Source organism: Streptomyces sp. NPDC043908, from assembly GCF_056435525.1.
On the sequence record NZ_JBWKEI010000021.1, the window covers coordinates 76,331 to 96,272 of the forward strand.

20 protein-coding genes are annotated in these 19,942 nt (G+C 73.3%); 15 read left to right on the top strand and 5 right to left on the bottom strand.

What is annotated here, in order from left to right; translation table 11 throughout:
* Positions 1-26 precede the first annotated feature (26 nt).
* From AC069K_RS32890 to AC069K_RS32910, 5 genes are all read left to right on the top strand, one after another.
* Positions 27-617, top strand: a complete 591-nt coding sequence (locus AC069K_RS32890) for a hypothetical protein (RefSeq protein ID WP_358832726.1) — start codon at positions 27-29, stop codon at positions 615-617.
* Positions 618-800: 183 nt separating this feature from the next.
* Entirely contained in the window at positions 801-1,196 is a 396-nt protein-coding gene (locus AC069K_RS32895) for a TOBE domain-containing protein (RefSeq protein WP_365107382.1), read from the top strand.
* A 114-nt stretch (positions 1,197-1,310) separates the two neighbouring features.
* The gene (modA, locus tag AC069K_RS32900) at positions 1,311-2,105 is read left to right on the top strand and encodes a molybdate ABC transporter substrate-binding protein (protein WP_478622246.1); all 795 of its coding nucleotides are present in this window, start codon (positions 1,311-1,313) and stop codon (positions 2,103-2,105) included.
* Between the two features lie 90 nt (positions 2,106-2,195).
* The gene (locus AC069K_RS32905; protein ID WP_478622248.1) at positions 2,196-4,262 is read left to right on the top strand and encodes an ABC transporter permease; all 2,067 of its coding nucleotides are present in this window, start codon (positions 2,196-2,198) and stop codon (positions 4,260-4,262) included.
* A 133-nt stretch (positions 4,263-4,395) separates the two neighbouring features.
* Positions 4,396-4,926 (top strand): GNAT family N-acetyltransferase, encoded by a 531-nt coding sequence (locus tag AC069K_RS32910; RefSeq protein WP_358833784.1) that lies wholly within the window; start codon positions 4,396-4,398, stop codon positions 4,924-4,926.
* 156 nt (positions 4,927-5,082) lie between these two features.
* Here AC069K_RS32910 and AC069K_RS32915 read toward each other — a convergent pair whose 3' ends face one another.
* On the bottom strand, positions 5,083-5,544 hold the full coding sequence (locus AC069K_RS32915; protein WP_365107374.1) for a GNAT family N-acetyltransferase: 462 nt from the start codon (positions 5,542-5,544) through the stop codon (positions 5,083-5,085).
* Between the two features lie 196 nt (positions 5,545-5,740).
* On the opposite strand from AC069K_RS32915, the gene AC069K_RS32920 reads away from it, so the two are divergent.
* From AC069K_RS32920 to AC069K_RS32930, 3 genes are all read left to right on the top strand, one after another.
* Complete coding sequence (locus AC069K_RS32920) at positions 5,741-6,586, top strand: metallophosphoesterase (protein ID WP_478622251.1); 846 nt, start codon at positions 5,741-5,743, stop codon at positions 6,584-6,586.
* Between the two features lie 229 nt (positions 6,587-6,815).
* Complete coding sequence (locus AC069K_RS32925; protein WP_478622253.1) at positions 6,816-7,655, top strand: NAD(P)H-binding protein; 840 nt, start codon at positions 6,816-6,818, stop codon at positions 7,653-7,655.
* A 120-nt stretch (positions 7,656-7,775) separates the two neighbouring features.
* Positions 7,776-8,522 (top strand): Mut7-C RNAse domain-containing protein, encoded by a 747-nt coding sequence (locus AC069K_RS32930; RefSeq protein WP_365107367.1) that lies wholly within the window; start codon positions 7,776-7,778, stop codon positions 8,520-8,522.
* Positions 8,523-8,634: 112 nt separating this feature from the next.
* Here the strand turns inward: AC069K_RS32930 and AC069K_RS32935 are convergent, their stop codons facing one another.
* Both AC069K_RS32935 and AC069K_RS32940 read right to left on the bottom strand, forming a co-directional pair.
* Entirely contained in the window at positions 8,635-9,114 is a 480-nt protein-coding gene (locus tag AC069K_RS32935; protein WP_478622256.1) for a MarR family winged helix-turn-helix transcriptional regulator, read from the bottom strand.
* A 96-nt stretch (positions 9,115-9,210) separates the two neighbouring features.
* A complete protein-coding gene (locus AC069K_RS32940; protein WP_478622258.1) occupies positions 9,211-9,789 on the bottom strand; it encodes a TetR/AcrR family transcriptional regulator in 579 nt (192 codons plus the stop codon).
* A gap of 101 nt (positions 9,790-9,890) precedes the next feature.
* Between AC069K_RS32940 and AC069K_RS32945 the strand changes: the two genes are divergently transcribed.
* A complete protein-coding gene (locus tag AC069K_RS32945) occupies positions 9,891-11,525 on the top strand; it encodes an FAD-dependent oxidoreductase (RefSeq protein WP_478622260.1) in 1,635 nt (544 codons plus the stop codon).
* 99 nt (positions 11,526-11,624) lie between these two features.
* Here the strand turns inward: AC069K_RS32945 and AC069K_RS32950 are convergent, their stop codons facing one another.
* Positions 11,625-12,395 (bottom strand): hypothetical protein, encoded by a 771-nt coding sequence (locus AC069K_RS32950; RefSeq protein ID WP_365107356.1) that lies wholly within the window; start codon positions 12,393-12,395, stop codon positions 11,625-11,627.
* 67 nt (positions 12,396-12,462) lie between these two features.
* On the opposite strand from AC069K_RS32950, the gene AC069K_RS32955 reads away from it, so the two are divergent.
* From AC069K_RS32955 to AC069K_RS32965, 3 genes are all read left to right on the top strand, one after another.
* A complete protein-coding gene (locus AC069K_RS32955) occupies positions 12,463-12,798 on the top strand; it encodes a YnfA family protein (RefSeq protein ID WP_365107353.1) in 336 nt (111 codons plus the stop codon).
* A gap of 184 nt (positions 12,799-12,982) precedes the next feature.
* Positions 12,983-13,747, top strand: a complete 765-nt coding sequence (locus tag AC069K_RS32960) for an SDR family NAD(P)-dependent oxidoreductase (protein ID WP_358833774.1) — start codon at positions 12,983-12,985, stop codon at positions 13,745-13,747.
* Positions 13,748-13,891: 144 nt separating this feature from the next.
* Positions 13,892-14,704 carry a hypothetical protein gene (locus AC069K_RS32965; protein ID WP_478622263.1) on the top strand — a complete coding sequence of 271 codons (813 nt, stop codon included), beginning with the start codon at positions 13,892-13,894 and terminating at the stop codon, positions 14,702-14,704.
* A gap of 41 nt (positions 14,705-14,745) precedes the next feature.
* Here the strand turns inward: AC069K_RS32965 and AC069K_RS32970 are convergent, their stop codons facing one another.
* A complete protein-coding gene (locus AC069K_RS32970; RefSeq protein ID WP_478622265.1) occupies positions 14,746-15,939 on the bottom strand; it encodes an RtcB family protein in 1,194 nt (397 codons plus the stop codon).
* A 262-nt stretch (positions 15,940-16,201) separates the two neighbouring features.
* Here AC069K_RS32970 and AC069K_RS32975 point away from each other — a divergent pair, with 262 nt between their 5' ends.
* The 3 genes from AC069K_RS32975 to AC069K_RS32985 all read left to right on the top strand — a co-directional run bounded on the left by AC069K_RS32975 (position 16,202) and on the right by AC069K_RS32985 (position 19,625).
* The gene (locus AC069K_RS32975; protein WP_478622267.1) at positions 16,202-17,164 is read left to right on the top strand and encodes a DUF3558 domain-containing protein; all 963 of its coding nucleotides are present in this window, start codon (positions 16,202-16,204) and stop codon (positions 17,162-17,164) included.
* A gap of 71 nt (positions 17,165-17,235) precedes the next feature.
* On the top strand, positions 17,236-17,988 hold the full coding sequence (locus AC069K_RS32980) for a DUF3558 family protein (RefSeq protein WP_478622269.1): 753 nt from the start codon (positions 17,236-17,238) through the stop codon (positions 17,986-17,988).
* Between the two features lie 263 nt (positions 17,989-18,251).
* A complete protein-coding gene (locus AC069K_RS32985) occupies positions 18,252-19,625 on the top strand; it encodes a DUF2637 domain-containing protein (protein WP_478622271.1) in 1,374 nt (457 codons plus the stop codon).
* Positions 19,626-19,942: the final 317 nt, after the last annotated feature.

Here is a 19,942-nt window from a genome sequence, read left to right on the forward strand (position 1 = left end):
GGGCTACAAGCAATCGGGTGAAAGATATGCATCGCGGTGGCGGACTGGGCGAGGGGACCGATGACCGGGGTCCCGACCGCGCCCGTCGGCGGGGACGGCACCGGCGCGACGCGGAGGAACGGGTCGAACGGATCGAACGCATCGACCGCGTCACGGTTCCGGGAAACGGGAGTGGCCGAGTGGGGGTGACCTACAAGTACTTCGGCGCGCCCGACGGAGCCACCGCGGCCCGGGTGCCCATCTCGATGCGCCCCGAGGAGCTCGGCGGCGACGAGCTCGGCATGGGCGGCATGTTCACCAAGATCAAGCCGGAGACCGTCGCGGCGATGGTCCTCACGGGCATCCAGGGCATACCGCTGCACAAGGTCCCCCCGCTGGAACTGGTCGTCCTCCACCCCGACTACGCGGTGGTCAAGCTCCCGATGACGGTGGTGGACCCGCTGCGGGGCGTCGGCGAGGAGACGGTGGGCGCGGCGGCCTTCATCTGGTCCACGGTCCCGGACCGCGGCGGCCCGCGCGACGCCTTCAACGTCTACCAGCTGCTCCACGAGTGGCAGGACTTCTCGGTACGGCTGCACGAGGCGGGGCATCAGCCTTATTGCCTGGTGTGGCCGTGAGCGGCACCGCCGGCCCCCGCTAGTCCCTCTCTCGGACGCCGTACGGCGTCGGGCGCCGCGCGCGCCCGCTTCCGCGCGCCCCGGAAACTCCCCTGGAGCTTCCTCCATCCCCTGCCGCATCTGCGCCGTAGATAGCCCCAAAGCCTCTGTATCCGCGACCTGAACTGGCCTATCTTGTCGCACATGCAGTCCTACACGATCGGCCGGGCCGCCCGTCTGCTCGGGGTCAGTCCCGACACCGCCCGGCGCTGGGCGGACGCGGGGCGCCTCGCCACCCACCGCGACGACAGCGGCCGCCGCGTCATCGACGGCCGCGACCTGGCCGCGTTCTCCGTCGAGGTCGCCCAGAGCGGCACCGGCGAGGACGACGCCCCGTACACCTCCGCCCGCAACGCCTTCCCCGGCATCGTCACCGCCGTGAAACTCGGCGACGTCGCCGCCCAGGTCGAGATCCAGGCCGGACCCCACCGGCTGGTCTCGCTGCTCACCCGGGAGGCCGTCGAGGAGCTGGGGCTGGAGGTCGGCGTGGAGGCCACCGCCCGCGTGAAGTCGACCAGCGTGCACATCGACCGCGTCTAGCCACCCGCTCGTACGCGCCTGCGCGTCCGTGCACATCCGCCGATATCCCCGCACGTCCGTCTCCCAGCGGCGTCGCCGTCACCGGCGCGGCTCGACACCGAAGGAGTTCGTCCCATGGCCCCCTTCCGCACCCGCCGCCGGGCCGCGGCCGCCGTCCTCGCCGCCGCCCTGCTCGTCCCCCTCGCCGCCTGCGGCAAGGACGGCGGCACGAGCGATCCCGGCGCCGCCGAGACGTCCGCGGCGAAGCTGACCGTCCTCGCCGCCGCCTCGCTCACCGACGTGTTCAAGCAGGCGGGCGCCGCGTACGAGAAGGAGCACCCGGGCACCCGCGTGACCTTCTCCTTCGCCGGGTCGCAGGAACTCGCCGCCCAGGTCAGGCAGGGCGCCCCCGCCGACGCCCTGGTCACCGCCGACACCAGGACCATGGACGGCCTCAAGGGGGACACCGGCGCCCCGACCGTCATCGCCAGGAACCGGCTCGTCATCGCGACCGGCAAGGGCAACCCGAAGAAGATCGGCGCGCTGAAGGACCTGGCCGACACCGGGCTGAAGGTCGTGCTAGCGGCGCCCGAGGTGCCGGTCGGGCGTTACAGCGAGAAGGTCCTGAAGGCGCAGAAGATCACGGTCAGGCCGGTCTCGCAGGAGCCGAACGTCCGGGCCGTCCTGACCAAGGTCGAACTCGGCGAGGCCGACGCGGGCATCGTCTACCGCACGGACGCGGTCTCGGCCCCGGCCTCCGGCAAGGTCGACGCCGTGGAGATCCCGGACGCCCAGAACGCGGTCGCCCAGTACCCCGCCGCCACCTTGAAGTCCACCCGGAACGCCACCGCGGCAGACGCCTTCGTGCGGTGGCTCAGCGGCCCGGAGGCGCAGAAGATCCTTGGGGACGCGGGCTTCCAGAAGCCGTGACGCCCGCGCCGGGGCAGCCGGTCGCGCGCGCGGGGGCGCGACGGGCCGCCCCGCACCCCCCGCCCCCCACCCCAGGAAGCCGCCATCGCCATGAAGAGCAGCAGCCGGCCGCACCGCTGGAGCAGGAGCGCCCGCCCCGGCGGGCTGCGCGCCCCCGTCACGCTCCTGGTGCCCGCGCTGCTCGCCGTGGCGTTCCTGCTGCTGCCGCTCGTCGGCGTCCTGGCCCGCACCTCCTGGAGCGACCTCGGTACGCATCTGGGCAGCCCGGGCGTCACCGAGGCGCTGAAGCTGTCGCTGCTCGTCTCGTTCTGGGCGCTCGGCCTGTCCCTCGTGCTCGGGGTGCCGCTCGCGTGGCTCCTCGCGCGCGTGGACTTCCCCGGCAAGTCGCTGGTGCGCTCGCTGGTGCTGCTGCCGATGGTGCTGCCGCCGACCGTCGGCGGGGTGGCGCTGCTGCTCTCCTTCGGGCGGCGCGGGCTGCTCGGGCCGTGGCTGGAGGACACGTTCGGCATCACGCTGCCCTTCCACACCTCGGGCGCGGTGGTGGCCGCCACCTTCGTGGCCATGCCGTTCCTCGTCATCAGCCTGGAGGGCGCGCTCGGCGGGCTCCGCCCCGGCTACGAGGAGACGGCGGCCTCGCTCGGCGCCTCCCCGTTCCGGGTCTTCCGCACCGTCACGCTGCCGATGGTCGCGCCCGGTCTGGCCGCCGGAGCCGCGCTGACGTGGGCGCGCGCGCTGGGCGAGTTCGGCGCGACGATCACCTTCGCGGGCAACCTCCCCGGCACCACCCAGACCCTCCCCCTCCAGGTGTATCTGCTGCTCCAGAACTCCCCCGAGGCCGCGACCTCCGTCTCCCTGCTCCTCCTCGCGATCGCGATGGCGGTACTGGTCGCGCTGCGGGGCCGCTGGACGGGCGGGGGGACCCGTTCCGGGGCCGTACGTTCCGGGGCCGCGGGCCGGGGCGCCCGTTCCGGGGCCCTGCGCTCCGGGGGCGTCCCTTCCGCTTCCGCGCCTCCCGCCTCCGTACGGAGTGGCGAGGAGGACCGGGCGGGTGCGGACCCGTACGCGTACGAGCCCGAGCAGCCCGTGCCCGCCGCCGCCCCCGCGTCCCCGGGCCCCTCGGCGACGTGGCCGCTGCACGCCGACATCACCGGGTTCACCGAGCTGACCCTGGACGCCGCGCCCGGCACCACCATCGCCGTCGTCGGCGAGAACGGCGCGGGCAAGACCACCCTCCTGCGCGCCCTGCTCGGCCTGACCCCCCGCGCGCGTGCCGCACTGCGCCTGGGCGACCAGGACGTCACCGGCCTCCCCCCGCACCGGCGCGGGGTCGCCTGGGTGCCGCAGGACGGGGCGCTGTTCCCGCACCTGACGGCCCTCGCCAACACGGCGTACGGGCTGCGCGCCCAGGGCGTCGCGCGCGCCGAGGCCCGGCGGCAGGCGCAGGCGTGGCTCGACCGGCTCGGCGTGGGCCGCCTCGCCCACCGCAGGCCGGGCCAGCTCTCCGGGGGCCAGGCCCAGCGGGTCGCGCTGGCCCGCGCGCTCGCGGCCCGGCCCCGCCTGCTTCTGCTCGACGAGCCGCTCGCGGCCCTCGACCAGACGACCCGCGCCCACGTCCGGCACACCCTGCGCACCCATCTGGACGGCTTCGGCGGCGTCTGTCTGATCGTCACCCACGATCCGGTCGAGGCGGTGTCGCTGGCGGACCGCGTGCTCGTCCTGGACGCCGGCCGCGCCCTCCAGGACGCGCCGCCCGCCGAGGTGACCCGCCATCCGCGCTCGCCGTGGGTGGCGCGGATGCTGGGCCGCAACGCCTGGCCGGGCGAGGCCGGTGCGGACGGTCTCACGCTGCCCGGCGGCGGCCGGATCGTGGCGGCCGAGCAGCTGCCCGCCGGCAGCCGCGCGTTGGCGATCATCGCTCCGGAGTCGGTCTCGGTCCACCGCGACCGGCCCAGCGGCAGCCCCCGCAACACCTGGCCGGGAACGGTCCGCGAGATCACCGCGTCCGGCAGCCGGCTGCGCGTCCTGATCGGCTCGGCCGAAGCCCCCGACCTGGTCGCGGAGATCACCCCGCAGGCGGCGGCCGAGCTGCGGCTGGCGGAGGGCGTGGCGGTCTGGTCGAGCGTGAAGGCAACGGAGGTCACCCTCGTCCCGCTCTAGCCCACGGACGGCAGGGCCCCGGGCCGGCTCAGGGGCGGTGTCAGTGACCGCCCCTGGACGGGCCGCCTGCCCCCCGGGCCCCAGGACAAGGCACCCCCGACCCCCTGTCAGACCCACCACCTACAGTCGTTTCATGGACACCCCCCTCTCCCCCATCACCCTCACCCCCTGGTCCCCCGACGACCTCCCCCTCCTCCACCACTCCAACTCCCCCGCCATGACCGCCCACACCGGCGGCCCTGAGGACGAGGAGAAGCTGACGGCCCGCCAGCAGCGGTACGTCGCGCTGAGCGCGCGCGACGCCACCGAGGGCCGCATGTTCCGGATCTCGCTCAAGGAGAGCGGCGAGGCGGTCGGGTCCATCGGCTACTGGCCGCGCGCGTGGCAGGGCAAGGAGGTCTACGAGACGGGGTACGGGATCCTGCCCGAGTTCCAGGGGCGCGGGCTCGCCCTCGCCGCCCTCGTGGCCGTGGCCCAGGCCGCCCGCGAGGCCGGCGGCCCGAGGGAGCTGCACGCGTACCCCTCCGTCGACAACGCCGCCTCGAACGGCGTCCTGCGCAGGGCGGGCTTCCACCTCCTGGGCGAGGTCGAGTTCGAGTACCCGCCGGGCCACCTGATGAGGTCCCAGGACTGGTGCCTGGACCTGGCGGCGCCCCGCGCGTAAAACGACGCCCCGGGCGTAGCGCGGCACCGCGCGCGTAGTGCGACGCCGCACGCGTAGTACTACGACGCCGCACGCGTAGTACTACGCCGCACGCGTAAAGCCACTCCGCGCGCGTGAGGCGGCGCCCCGCGCGCGGAGCAGCTCGCCGCGCGTCCCTCAGCCCAGCTTCTTGTCGAAGTTGAACGCCGTGACCGCCATCCGCTCCCGGAAGTAGAAGCGGTGCGCGTCCGTCCGGTGCGTCCCGGAGTCCAGGTTCAGGGACGTGCAGCCGGCGGCGCGCGCGATCGCCTCCAGATGGGCGAGGAGCGCGTGGCCGACCCCCCGTGACCGTGCCGCCTCGGCCGTCACGAGGTCGTCCACGTACAGCTTGCGCACCGCGACGGTGGTGGCGACGATCCGCCACCCGGCCGCGCCCACGCACACCCCGCCCTCGCTCTTGCCCTCGTCCTCGCCGTACGCCGGGGAGTACGCGGCGGAGAAGCGCAGCCCCTGCCCGTACCCCTCGGCGTAGATCTGGCGGAACAGGTCCTGCGTGAGGTGCGGGCGCAGTTCGCGCAGGACCGGCAGCAGGTCGTCCGTCAGGCGCGGGTCGCCGGGCTCAAGGTCGATGATCTCCATCAGGGCACTGTAGGCACCCCGACTGCCCGGGCGGCCGACGCCGCCCGGGGCGCCCGCACGGAGTCGGCGGCGGCCGGGCCACGCACCCATGATCGGCTCTTGTCCCCGCCGCCCGGCACGTCCTAGAGTCCTAGCGGCCTCAGGGGATCCGTACGCACAGCCAAGAGCCCAACACCGGCCAGTCCAGGGGGATTCCGTGCTGCTTGCCCAGATCAGCGATCTGCACCTCGACGGGGGCGCGCGAGCCGCGGAGCGCGCCGCGCGGGTCGTCACGTACATCAACGCGATGGCACGCCGCCCGGACGCCGTCCTCGTCACCGGCGACATCGCGGACCACGGCACCGCGGCCGAGTACGCCGAGGCGGCCGAGCTGCTCGCCCGTATCGACGCGCCGGTCCTGACCTGCCCCGGCAACCACGACGACCGCGCCGCGTACCGCAAGGGCCTGCTCGACCTGCCGGGCGGACCGGGCGGCACGACCCAGGACCCGTACGCGCCGGTCAACCGTCTGCACCGGGTGGGCGGTTACGCGATCCTGATGTGCGACTCGGCGATCCCCGGCGAGGACGGGGGCATCCTGGAGGACACCACCCTGGAGTGGATCGCCCGGACGCTCGACGGGCTCGGCGACACCCCGGCGCTGATCGCCTTCCATCACCCGCCGACCGTGATCCACCACGAGTACCTGGACTCGATCAACCTCGGCAACGCCGACCAGCTGGCCGAGCTCCTGGCGAGGCACACCCGAGCCCACGACGACGCGTCGGCCATGCCTGCCGCACCCGCGGCACTCCCCGCGCCCCCCGTCCCCGCCCTCCTCGTCGGCCACGCCCACACCTCCGGCGCGACCACCTTCGCCGGACTGCCCCTGCTCATCGCGCCGGGTGTGACGTCGACACTGCGGATGCCGTGGGAGGCCGGGGAAGGGCTGGTCAACATCGTCTCGCCGCCCGGCGTCGCCTTCCACTTCCTCGACGAGGACCGGCGGATCATGACGCACTTCCGGGTCGTGGAGCACCCGGACGACCACCACACCGCGTAGACGGCCACGGAAGGCCCACCACACCGCGTAGACGGCCATGGAAGGCCCACCGGAACGCACTTGACCGGTGGGCCTTCTTCACGGATATTTATCTGCGTAGCGCAGAGATTGCGGGACGCAGCTCATTGCCTGGCGTGCGCCCTTCGCCGTCACGGACCACCCCACCCCGCGAGGCCTCCCCACCCCTCACCACACGGCCTCCCCACCAGCACCCTCCAAGGAGAACCCCATGACCGTCCTCGTCACCGGCAGCCGCGGCACCGTCGGCTCCGCCCTCATCTCCCTCCTCCACGCCGCCGGCACCCCCGTGCACGCCGCCTCCGCCGCCCCCGAAAAACTCGATCTGCCCCCGGACATCGCGACCGTACGACTCGATCTCGACGACCCCGCCACCTTCCCGGCCGCACTCGCCGGGGCCACCCAGGTCTTCCTCTACGCCAACCCCGCCCACATCGACGCCTTCCTGGAGGAGGCCAGGACCGCCGGAGTCGAGCACATCGTGCTGCTCTCCTCCAGCTCCGTCCTGTACGCGGGCGCGCAGGACAACCCGATCGCGCTCCGCCACCTCGCCGTCGAACAGGCGCTGAAGGCCTCGGGCATCGACGCCACGCTGCTGCGGCCGGGCGCCTTCGCGGGCAACACGATGGGCTGGGCCTGGTCGGTCAAGGCCACCGGCACCGTCGCCCTCCCCTACCCCGGCACCCAGGCCAGCCCCATCCACGAGGCGGACGTGGCCGACGCCGCCCACGCGGTGCTCGCCGAGCGCCGGCTGCGCGGCGCCGCGTACCACCTGACCGGCCCGGACTCCCTCAGCGCCGCCGAACAGATCGCCCTGATCTCCGCCGCGACCGGCCGCGAGATCACCGTCGGGACGGTGAGTCCCGAGGCGTGGAAGGAGTCGATGGCCGCATACATGGACGGCGCCGTCGCCGACGCGCTGCTCGCCTACTTCGCCGCCCACGACGGGCGCCCCGACACCGTCACGCGCGGCGTCGAGGAGCTGACGGCCCGCCCGGCCCGTACGTTCGCGAGCTGGGCGGAGGAGAACGCCGAGGCGTTCCGGCCGTAGGGCGGGGGGCCACGCCGAGGGACGTGTGGGGCTGAACCCGGGACCAAGAGGCTCGGGCGGCCCGGCCCGGCCCGGCCAGATACGTGGCTCCGGCCCTCCCCCCGATGGCATCCTGACCTCGTGAACGGACCGGAGATCCACTGTCGATTCGCCGCCGAGCTGCACCTCTTCGTCCCGGCGCCGCGCCGCGCCGGGCGTACGGCCGTGGTCACGGACGGCTCCTCCACCCTCGGCCACGTCGTGGAGTCGCTCGGCGTCCCGCTGACCGAGGTCGGACGGCTGCTCGTGGACGGCCACGAGGTACCGGTCTCCCACGTCCCGCGCGCGGGCGAGAGCGTCGAGGTGTGCGCCGTCGACCGCCCCCAGCAGGTGCCCGGCGCCCCGCTCCGCTTCCTCCTCGACGTCCATCTCGGCACCCTGGCCCGCCGGTTGCGGCTCCTCGGCGTCGACGCGGCGTACGAGAGCGAGGACATCGGCGACCCCGCGCTCGCCACGCTCTCCGCAACCGAACAGCGGGTGCTGCTCTCCCGGGACCGGGGGCTGCTGCGGCGCCGCGAACTGTGGGCCGGCGCGTACGTCTACAGCCACCGCCCCGAGGACCAACTCCGCGACGTACTGGAGCGGTTCGCTCCCGTACTCGCCCCGTGGACCCGCTGCACCGCCTGCAACGCGCCTCTGCGGGAAGCGGACAAGGACTCCGTGCACGAACTCCTGGAGCACGGCACGCGCAGCGCGTACGACGCCTTCGCGCAGTGCACGGCGTGCGAGCGCGTGTACTGGCGCGGCGCCCACCACGCCCGGCTGGAAGCGATCGTCGAGGAGGCGATGGCGGAGTTCGGCGGGGCGGCGACGGCCCCCGGCCCCTGACACCCGCCGGACGTCCGGTCCGGCGCCGGGCCGGACGTCCAGCCCGGCGCCCGGCCGGACGCCCAGCCCCGTCCCGTCCCGTCCCGTCAGAGAGCTTGTCGCGTACGACTGGTCAGAGACGGCCGCCCCGGAGCCGCTCGATCTGCGCCCCGGAGAGCTCGACGGTCCGCCGCATATGCGCGATGAGCAGCCCGATCTCGCTGTCCTGGTACGCGTCGAACATCTCGAACCACGCGCCGTTCAGCTTGCCCCACACCGCCCCGAACTCCGCCATCCGCTCGGGCACCGCCTCGACCAGCACCTTGCGCCGGTCCTCGGTGTCGCGGCGCCGCGTGACGTATCCGGCCCGCTCCAGCCGGTCGACGAGCCGGGTGGCCGAACCGGTGGTCAGCCCGGTCAGCTCCGCGATCCGCCCCGTGGTGACGGGCCCGGGCTCCAGACCCAGCAAGTTGAGGCACTGGAGGTCGGTGGGGTGCAGGCCCAGATGGTCCGCGAGCGCCTGGTTGAACAGGGCGTACGAGGCCATGTACTGGCGTGACGCGACACCGAGCTCGGCCATGAGGCGGGCCCGGCCCTCGTTCTTCTGCGGCATGCAGCAATTGTACGACGCAGGGGCGTCGCCCCGGCGGGCCTGGAGGCGCCGGGAACGGGATGGCTCGCGCACGGGTGCGCGGGCCGCGGCGCGGCGTCAGGGCGTCTCGGCCGTGAGGTAGCGCTGCACGGTGGGCGCCAGCCAGGCGATCACCTCCTCCCGGGTCATCTCCACGGCGGGCGGGAACTTCAGCACGTACCGCGCGAGCGCCATCCCGAGAATCTGCGAGGCGACCAGCGCCGCGCGGCGCGGCACGTCGGCGGGGTCGGGGCAGAGGCCGGCCGCGATCGGGCCCAGCTGCCCGGCGAGGACGGACCGCAGCCGCTCGGCCCCGGCGTCGTTGGTGACGCCGACGCGCAGCATGGCGGTCAGCACGTCGTCGCCCTCCCACCGGTCGAGGAAGTGGGTGACGAGCACGGCGCCGATGTGCTTGCCGGGCAGTGCGCCCAGGTCCGGGAAGCGCAGGTCGAGCTCGGAGGCGGCGGCGAACAGGCCCTCCTTGTTCCCGTAGTAGCGCATCACCATCGACGGGTCGATGCCCGCGTCACGGGCTATGGCGCGGATGGTGGCGCGCTCGTAGCCGTCCGCCGCGAAGCGCTCACGGGCGGCTTCGAGGATCGCGGCCTTGGTGGCGTCGGAGCGGCGGGGCCCGGGGGCGGGGGCGTCGGTCGTCATGCCAACAACTGTAGGCCAACAGGTGTTTACACGCCAGACCCGGCGGCCTTACATTTGCCAACAAGCGTTGACCAACAAGCGTTGGCATCGAGGAGGTCGCCATGAACAGCACCACCGACACCGGCTCCGGCTCCGGCTCCGCCGAGATCACCCGCACCGCCGATGTCCTCGTCGTGGGCGCGGGCCCGACCGGGCTGCTGCTCGCGGGGGACCTCGCGGCGGCGGGCCTGCGCGTGACGCTCGTGGACCGCCGCCCGCGGGGTACGAGCACGATGACGCGCGCCTTCGGCGTCCACGCCCGCACCCTGGAGCTGCTCGACGCCCGCGGCCTGGCGGACGAACTGGTCGCCACCGGCACGACGGTCGAGACGATGAGCCTGTTCCGCCGCCTCTCCCTGGACCTGAACCGGCTGCGCTCACGCTTCCCGTACCTCCTGGTGACCCCGCAGTACGAGGTGGAGCGCCTCCTCGAACGCCGGGCGCGCGAGGCGGGGGTGGACTTCCGCCACGGGACGGAGCTGCGCGGCCTGCGACAGGACGAGGACGGGGTCACCGCCCACGTCAGGCCGGTCGTCACGGGGGACGAAACGGGGACGGGGGCCGAGGAGGGAGCGGGAGCGGGGGCCGAGGAGGGAGCGGGCGGCACCGGGCCGGACCTCACCCTGCGCGCCCGCTACCTCGTCGGCGCCGACGGCGTCCGCAGCGCCGTGCGCCACGCCCTCGGCCTGCCCTTCCCCGGCACCTCGGTCATCCGCTCCATCGTGCTGGCCGATGTGAGGCTCGCCGAGAAGCCGAGCGGATCGCTCAGCGTGGCGGGCTCGGACGAGGCGTTCGCCTTCGTCGTCCCCTTCGGCGACGGCTACTACCGGGTGATGGGGTGGAACCGGAAGCACCAGGTCCCCGACAGCGCCCCGATCGGCCTGGAGGACGTCCGCGAGATCACCCGCCAGGCCCTCGGCACGGATCTGGGCATGCACGACGCCCGTTGGCTCTCCCGCTTCCACAGCGACGAACGCCAGGTCCCCCGGTACCGGACGGGCCGCGTCTTCCTCGCGGGCGACGCCGCGCACGTCCACTCGCCCGCGGGCGGTCAGGGCCTCAACACCGGCATCCAGGACGCCGCCAACCTCTCCTGGAAGCTCACCCGCGTGCTGCGCGGCGACGCCCCCGACCCCGAGGCGCTGCTCGACAGCTACCACGAGGAGCGGCACCCGGTCGGCGCGGCGGTGCTGCGCACCAGCGGCGCGATCGTCCGCCTCGCCATGGCCCACACCCCCGTCCAGCACGCGGCCCGTTCCCTCGTGACCCGCCTCCTGAACACGGTCCGCCCCGCACGGGACAAGGCCATGGGACGGATCAGCGGCATCGGGATCGCCTACCCGGCGGGGCCCGGCGCCCACCGCCTCACGGGGACGCGCGTCCCGGACCTGGCACTGACGGAGGGCCGGCTGTACGAGCTGCTGCGCGAGGGCGAGTTCGTGCTGGTGACACCCGAGGACGCGCGGGGGGCGGAGACACTCGCGCACGCGCGCGGAGCGGAGACACTCGCGGCGGACCCGGCGCCCGTACGGCGGCTGATACGGGCGCACTGGCACGGCGACCGCCGCACCACGCTCCTGGTCCGCCCCGACGGCCATGTGGCCTGGGCGGGCGAGAACCCGGCCCCGGCCGCGCTCGCCGAGGCACTGCGCCGCTGGACGGGCGAGCGGGAGCCGGTGGGGACGCGCCAGGCGTAACCGGTGCGCCGGGCGGGACGGCCCGCCCACGCCACGTCCCGCCCGCGCCACGGCTCGCCCGCGTAACGGCCCGTCCGTGAGGCGGACGCGGAGCCCTGTTCAGTACGCGTACTTGTCCCCGGTGGCGGGTGCCAGGACCCGGTGGGTGTTGTTGCCCGGGTTGCGGTCGCCCACCCCGCCGCTCCAGGAGGTGTTGATGTTCACCACGACCTCGGCCGGACTGCCCGCGATCCGCAGGTCCAGCGCGATCGGCCGCCCCGCCCCGGCCGCCCGCATCGCACCCGTGGAGCACAGCACCGTCTCCGTACTGCCGCGCAGACACCCCGGCGGCAGCGGCTCGGCGCCGGCGAGCGGCGAGGAGAACCGCAGCCGGAGCGTGGCGTCCGGGACCGCGGTCGGCCCGTGGTTCGACGGCTCGACCCAGACGCCGACGCGCCCGGACCAGAGGGAGATGTGCCCGTGGTACGAGATATCGGCCTCGGCGCCGGACGCGACCGGGGCGACGGCCCCCGGGTCGAGAGCGGCCGGAGCCGCGGAGCCCGCCGATCCAGCCGAGCCCGGCGAACTCGTCGAGCCCGCTGCCCCACCTGGGGCCGAGGAGCCGGGTGTGGCCCGCGCGGCCACCGACCCCGTGGCCACCCCCGAGCCCGCCGCGACCCTCGGGCCCGTGGGGGCGACCCCGGCGCCCGGGCGGGCCACGGGATCACCCACGCCTCCCTGGGCCACCCCGCCATGCGCCACTCCCGCCGACAGCGACAGCCCGCACACGGCCGCCACCAGCAAGGCGCCGCCCCCCGCCGACACCCCACCGAACCCGCGGGGCATACCGAACCCGCCGAACCGCTTGAACCCCCTACGCATCGCAGCCATGACCGGAAGATACCTTTAGCGGCTTATATTCCCGGGTTGCCACCCCGAGGCGTGCGACGCTGTCCGCATGCTCGTCGCCCGCTCCGTACTCCTGTTCCTCCTCGCCGCCCTCCTTGAGATCGGCGGAGCCTGGCTCGTCTGGCAGGGCGTCAAGGAACACCGGGGCTGGCTCTGGATCGGCGCGGGGGTCCTCGCGCTCGGCGTGTACGGGTTCGTGGCGACGCTCCAGCCGGACGCCGAGTTCGGACGGGTGCTGGCCGCGTACGGCGGGGTGTTCGTCGCGGGCTCCCTGGCCTGGGGCGCGGTCGCCGACGGCTACCGGCCGGACCGCTGGGACATCACCGGCGCGCTGGTCTGCCTGGCCGGGATGGCGGTCATCATGTACGCCCCGCGCGGCCGCTGAGACCGAGCGAACGGCCGCCAGGACGACCTGCCGGACAACCCGCGCCACGGCCCGCGCCACGGCCGCCGCCGCGACCGACGCGGCAGCGCGCCCGGCCGTCCGCCGCCCGAACCCCGGCACCCGGCCCCGCACCCCGTCCCGCCTATCCTGACCGCATTCCGATCATTCGCGCGAGGAGTACGCCATGACTGCCACCGGGACCCCCATCGCCGTCGTCACGGGCGCGAGCAGCGGTATCGGCGCCGCCACCGCGCGGCAGCTCGCCGCCGCCGGCTACCGCGTGGTGCTCACCGCGCGCCGCAAGGACCGCATCGAGGCCCTGGCCGCCGAGATCAACGAGGCCGGCCACCAGGCCACGGCGTACGCACTCGACGTCACCGACCGCGCGGCCGTCGACGCCTTCGCGGGCGCCTTCCGCACCATCGGCGTCCTCGTCAACAACGCGGGCGGCGCACTCGGCGCCGACCCCGTCGCCACCGGCGACCCGGCCGACTGGCGCCAGATGTACGAGACGAACGTCATCGGCACGCTCAACGTCACCCAGGCCCTGCTCCCCGCCCTCGACGCGTCCGGCGACGGCACGGTGGTCGTCCTGTCCTCCACCGCCGGCCACGGCACGTACGAGGGCGGCGCGGGCTATGTCGCCGCGAAGAACGGCGCCCGGGTCATCGCCGAGACCCTGCGCCTGGAGATCGTGGGCCGCCCGGTCCGGGTGATCGAGATCGCGCCCGGGATGGTGAAGACGGAGGAGTTCGCCACGACCCGCTTCGGCGGTGACACCGAGAAGGCGGCGAAGGTCTACGCGGGCGTGGCCGAGCCCCTGACTGCCGACGACGTGGCGGAGACGATCACCTGGGCGGTCACCCGCCCGCCCCACGTCAACATCGACCTCCTGGTGGTCCGCCCCCGCGCCCAGGCCTCCAACACAAAGGTCCACCGCGAGCTGTAGCCCGCGCCGTCGGCCCGCACCACCTCGCCGTCGGCCCGCCGGCACGGGCCGACGGCGCACGCGAGGACCGAGTGCGCTCGCCAGTTCGAGTGATGGCCGAGCGTTTCCCCGCAACCGCCCGACAAGGCGTTCGAGCATCGCCTCATGACCTTCATGGACCTCGAAGACCCGCGCTACGCCTACATGTTCGGCTTCCTCCAGGCGGACGGCCATCTGACCCGGGGGCCGGGCAACAAGGGCCGCCTCACCGTCGAGATCAGCCACCGCGACCTCGGCATCCTGGAGGAGTTCCAGCAACTCACGCCGTACAACAGCACGATCACGGCACGCACCCGGGCCACGAACTTCTCCGCGTGCCACCGCTCCGTGACCTGGACACTCTGCTCACTCGAAGCCCGCACGACGCTCGCCGAGGCCGGACTCCCGTACGGGCGCAAGTCAAACCGCGTCAGACCGCCGCGAGCGGCCTTCTCACGCCCCGACTACCTCCGGGGCATTATCGACGCGGACGGCTCCGTCGGCTTCACGGGACAGGGCTTCCCCTTCGTCTCGCTCACCACGGCCAGCACGGCCATCGGCGCCTACCTCTGCCACTACGCGAAGAAGGTCACCGGCAACGAACGCCTCATCGCGCGCAATGCACGGGACGGCATCTACAACATCCTCTACGCGAAGGAGGCGGCTCAGGCTCTCGGCGCGCACCTGTACTACCCAGGCTGCCTTTCCCTGCAACGCAAGCGCGCCGCGGCCGCCTCGCTCGGCACGTGGGTCCGCCCGCCGGGTATGCGCGCGGCGTCCACGCAGCGCCGCTGGAAGGAATGGGAGGACCGGAAACTGCTCGAACTCGACGACAGCACGGCGGCCGCGCGAGAACTCGGCCGGACCCAGAAGAGCTGCCACCTCCGCCTGTGGCGCCTGCGCACCGGCCGGGTCCCGCTACCGAAGGCCCCCGGCTGACCAGGAGGCCGGAGCCGCCGACGGCTCCGGCCTCTCGGACATCAGCCCTTCACGCAGACGACCTGCTTCAGCTTCGCCACGACCTCCACGAGGTCCCGCTGCTGGTCGATGACCTGTTCGATCGGCTTGTAGGCGGCCGGGATCTCGTCCACGACGCCGGAGTCCTTCCGGCACTCCACGCCCCGTGTCTGCTCTTCCAGGTCCTTGGCGGTGAAACGGCGCTTCGCCGCGTTACGGCTCATGCGCCGACCCGCTCCGTGCGAAGCCGAATTGAAGGCCAGCTCGTTGCCCAGCCCCTTCACAATGTAGGAACTCGTCCCCATGGAGCCAGGAATGATCCCGTACTCGCCGGCGCCCGCGCGGATCGCGCCCTTGCGGGTGACCAGCAGGTCCATGCCCTCGTACCGCTCCTCCGCCACGTAGTTGTGGTGGCAGGAGATCTCCGGCTCGAAGGCCGGCTTGGCCTTCCTGAATTCCTTGCGCACCACATCCATCAGGAGCGCCATCATGATCGCGCGGTTGTACTTCGCGTACTCCTGGGCCCAGAAGAGATCGTTGCGGTAGGCCGCCATCTGCGGGGTCTGGCTCACGAAGACCGCGAGGTCGCGATCGACCAGGCCCTGGTTGTGCGCGAGCGTCTGCGCCACACCGATGTGGTGCTCCGCCAGCTCCTTGCCGATGTTCCGCGATCCGGAGTGCAGCGTGAGCCACACCGACCCCTCTGAATCGAGCAGGATTTCGACATAGTGGTTGCCCGAGCCAAGCGTTCCCATCTGCTTGACCGCCCGCTCCTCCCGGAACTTCACCGCGTCCGCCACGCCCCCGAACCGGCGCCAGAAGTCGTCCCAGCCGGCCGTGGCGAAGCCGTGGAGACGGGTGGGGTCCACCGCGTCGTCGTGCATCGCGCGGCCGACCGGGATCGCCGCCTCGACCTTGGAACGCAGGCGGGAGAGGTCGCCCGGGAGGTCGTTCGCGGTCAGGGACGTCTTGACCGCGGACATCCCGCAGCCGATGTCGACGCCGACCGCGGCCGGGCAGACCGCCCCGTGCATCGCGATGACCGAGCCGACCGTCGCGCCCTTGCCGTAGTGGACGTCCGGCATCACGGCCAGACCCTTGATCCAGGGCAGCGTGGCGGTGTTGCGCAGCTGCTGCATCGCGCCCTGGTCGACCGCCGCCGGGTCCGCCCACATCCGGATCGGGACCTGCGCGCCCGGTACCTCTACGTACGACATGATTCCTCGTTCCCCCGAGTTTCCGGTGTCTCCTGCGTCTCCCGTGACTCCCGTGTCTCCACAGTCACCCACGTTGAGTGATTTGACCGGTTTCCCCGAAACATCTCTTTGCGCCATCATGCGCCTGGTGCGCAAAAACCGTCGCCAAAGACCACAAACAGGACAGTGGACCGGCGTTCACGGCAGCGCGTGCGATAGACATTGTGTCCAGCCGCCGCACTGCGGCGGCAAACGCTTTTCTCCCGAAAGGAGCCTGGGAACCGTGCAGCGAAAGGCGTACGTGCCCGGTGTGGCACTCCTCGTGGCGCTGGTCGCGGGCTGCTCCTCGGGCTCCGGCACCGACGGCACCACCACGGACTCCAAGGCGGGCGTGCCCAAGGCGGCCGCCGCGCCGCCGGGGCGCTACCGCACGCTGCCCGAGCCGTGCCGGGCCGTGAACAAGAGCCTCCTGAAGGACATGCTGCCGGGCGCCGCCGAGCTGCCGGACGATCTGCGGGCGAAGGCGTACGCGGGGGCGGCGGAGCTCACGTACGACACGGACCGGCGGGTGGGCTGCCGCTGGAAGGACGAGGCGTCCGAAGGGGTGCACCGGCTGTACGTCGACTTCGAGCGGGTCGTGTCGTACGACCCGGCCGTCAGCGACGACGACCGCGCGAAGGCCGTCTACGGGAAGAAGGAGTCGGCCGCCAAGCTCACCGGCCCGAGGGACGGCGGCAGGGACGCCGGCCGCTCCGGCGGCGCCGGCGGCAGCACGAGCACCGGGTCCGGGTCCGGTTCCGGTTCCGGTTCCGGTTCCGGCAAGCCGCAGACCAAGCCGGGGACCACCCCGGGAGGAACCGCGCCGGGGAGCCCTTCGGCCAGGCCCTCCACCAACCCCTCCGCCGGGCTGCGCGTCCAGAACCAGGCCGCCTCCCCCGCCACCCCGCCGGCCTCGTCCAGCCCGTCGGCCTCCGCCACCCCGCCCGCCTCCACCCCCGCCGGGCTCCAGCCGCGTATCCTCACCGGGCTCGGCGACGCCGCGTATCTGGACGACGCGCTGACGGCGAGCGGGTCGGCCGTCCAGCGCCGTACCGTCACCGTCGTCTTCCGTACGTCCAATGTGATCGTGACCGTCGAGTACACGGAACAGCCCACCGGCTCGAACGCCGACCTCCCCGACAGCCAGGAACTCCAGGAGAAGACCCAGGCCCTGGCCGCCAAGCTCGCCGAGCTCTTCGGCGAGTGAGCCGCCGGGCCGCCCGAGCGACCCCGACATGCGAACAGCCAGCAGCGACCAGCGAAGGAACGCGTAGAACCATGCACCGACCCGCCCCCGCCACCGCCCCGCGCACGCGGCTCGCCCGTGTGCTCGCCTGCGCCGCCGTCCCCGTGATGCTCGTCGCCGTCGGTTGCTCCTCGGACTCCGGCGACGGGAAGAAGAAGGACGCGGGGGCCTCGTCCTCGGCGGCGACCCCGAGCGGCAAGCAGTCCGCGTCGCCGTCGGTGGCCCCGGCCAAGTACGCCAAGCTGCCCGACCCGTGCAAGGCGCTGTCGGAAAAGACCGTCGACAACCTGGTGCCGAAGGCGAAGTCGAAGTCGGGCACGGCGGGCAAGTCGACGGATGCGACCTCGCAGGGCACCTGTTCGTGGAACGGCCTGGACGACAAGGGCGTGAAGGGCTCGCAGTACCGCTGGCTGGACGTCTCCTTCAAGCGGTACGGCTCGGACGCGGCGATCGGCAGCGGCGACCAGCGCGCGGCGAAGGAGTACGCCCGGCTGCTGGCCTCGACGAAGGCGACGGACGGCGCCAAGAACGTGAAGGCGGCACCGGTCAGCGGCATCGGCGACGAGGCGACGGCGGTCAGTTACGACCTGCACAAGACCGACGAGGACTTCAAGTACGCGGTGGTCGTGGTGCGCACGGCGAACGTGGCGGTCGTGCTCGACTACAACGGCGCGGGCTACCAGGGCGCGGACGCGCCGGACGCCGATGATCTGATGAAGGACGCGCAGAGCGCGGCCAAGGAGGCGGTGGCGTCGGTCGCCACCGCCAACGGCGCGGGCCGGTAACGACCGCCGGTGGAAACTGCCGGAGGCGACCGCCGGTGGAAACTGCCGGAGGCGACCGCCGGTGAGGCGACCGCCGGTGAAACTGCCGGTGGCAACCGCCGGTAACAACCACCGGTAAGGACTGCCAGGAGCGACCGCCAGAGCGGAAGCGGCCGGTAACGAGCCGGGCTCGATACGGAGTCCTGCCCTCCCCTGTGGGTGGGACTCCGTATCCATGTGCCAGGCTTTGCGCGCCGGTTGTCGACAACGGAGGGGGATCGCGGGTGGCCGCGACGGAGCTGACGCGCACGCATCGCATACTCATCGGGGTGGTGGTCGCGGGTGCGGTGGTCATTGCCGGGATCGGGTTCGCGGGTTCTTACGCGGCGGTGCGCGCCCTCGCGGAGAAGAAAGGTTTCGGGAACTTCTCCCTCGTCTTCCCGATCGGCATCGACGCGGGGATCTGTGTACTCCTCGCGCTCGACCTGCTGCTGACCTGGATCCGCATCCCGTTCCCGCTGCTGCGGCAGACGGCGTGGCTGCTCACCGCCGCCACGATCGCCTTCAACGGCGCCGCCGCCTGGCCCGACCCGCTCGGCGTCGGGATGCACGCGGTGATCCCGGTGCTGTTCGTCGTCGCCGTCGAGGCGGCCCGCCACGCGGTCGGGCGGATCGCGGACATCACCGCCGACAAGCACATGGAGGGCGTGCGCCTCACGCGCTGGCTGCTCTCGCCCGTACCGACGTTCCGTCTGTGGCGCCGGATGAAGCTGTGGGAGCTGCGCTCGTACGAGCAGGTCATCAAGCTGGAGCAGGACCGGCTCGTCTACCGTGCCCGGCTCCAGGCACGGTACGGCCGCGGGTGGCGCCGCAAGGCGCCCGTGGAGTCGCTGATGCCGCTGCGGCTCGCCCGCTTCGGCGTCCCGCTGGCCGAGACGGGACCTGCGGGGCTCGCCGCCGCCGGGATCGAGCCGACGCTGCTGCCGACGGCGCCGCCGGTGACGCCGGTGGTGAGCGCGACGCCGCAGCCGGTCGAGCTGCCTGCGGGCCCGCAGGGCCCGGCCCCGGCCCCGGCCCCGGCCCAGAGCCAGGTACCGGCTCAGGCCCAGGCCCAGGGCGGGCCCGCGCCGGCGCCCGTGCCGCAGCAGGGGCACGCCCCGGAGCAGCAGGCCCAGCCGGCTCCGGGTCCGGCTTCGGGTCCGGCTTCGGGTCCGGCTCCGGGTCCGGCTCCGGAAGAGGTCGTCCCGGAAGAGGTCGTTCCGGTGGAGAGCCCCTGGTTCGCGGCGCAGCAGCTGTCCCAGGAGGCGTACGAGGGCACGTACGACCCCCAGTACGTCGAGGGTCTGGAGCCCACCCCGGTGATGGTCCCGGCGGGTCCGGGCCGTACCCGGCCGCTGGGCAGCGCGCCGGAGCAGCAGGCGCCGGTGTACGCGGAGGAGGCGACGCCGGAGGACGTGGCGTTCGCGGACATGGCGTACAAGGTCTTCGTCGAGTACGTGAACGAGCGCAGCGACTATCCGACGGTCGAGGCGCTGGAGATACACCTCGCGGACGGGCAGGGCGTGTCGCACCCGCGCGGGGCAGGGCTGCTGCGGCGGCTGATGCCGGAGTTCAAGCAGCGGTACCACGCGGAGCTGGAGGCGGACCACATCGCGTAGGGCGCCGCGGGGCGGCCGTTCGCCTGCGGGCCGGTGGTGGGCTGGCCGCGCAGTTCCCCGCGCCCCTGGGGGCCGGTCTTTGTCTGCGGGCCGTCTCGGGTTGCTCGCGCAGTTCCCCGCGCCCCCTATCGGGCCTGACTTCACCTGCGGGCCGGTGGGGGGCTCGTCGCGCAGTTCCCCGCGCCCCTTATCGGGCCTGACTTCACCTGCGGGCCGGTGGGGGGCTCGTCGCGCAGTTCCCCGCGCCCCTTGGGTACTGCGCCGCAGCCAGCGAATCAGCTCAGCCACAGAGCTTTTAGGGGCGCGGGGAACTGCGC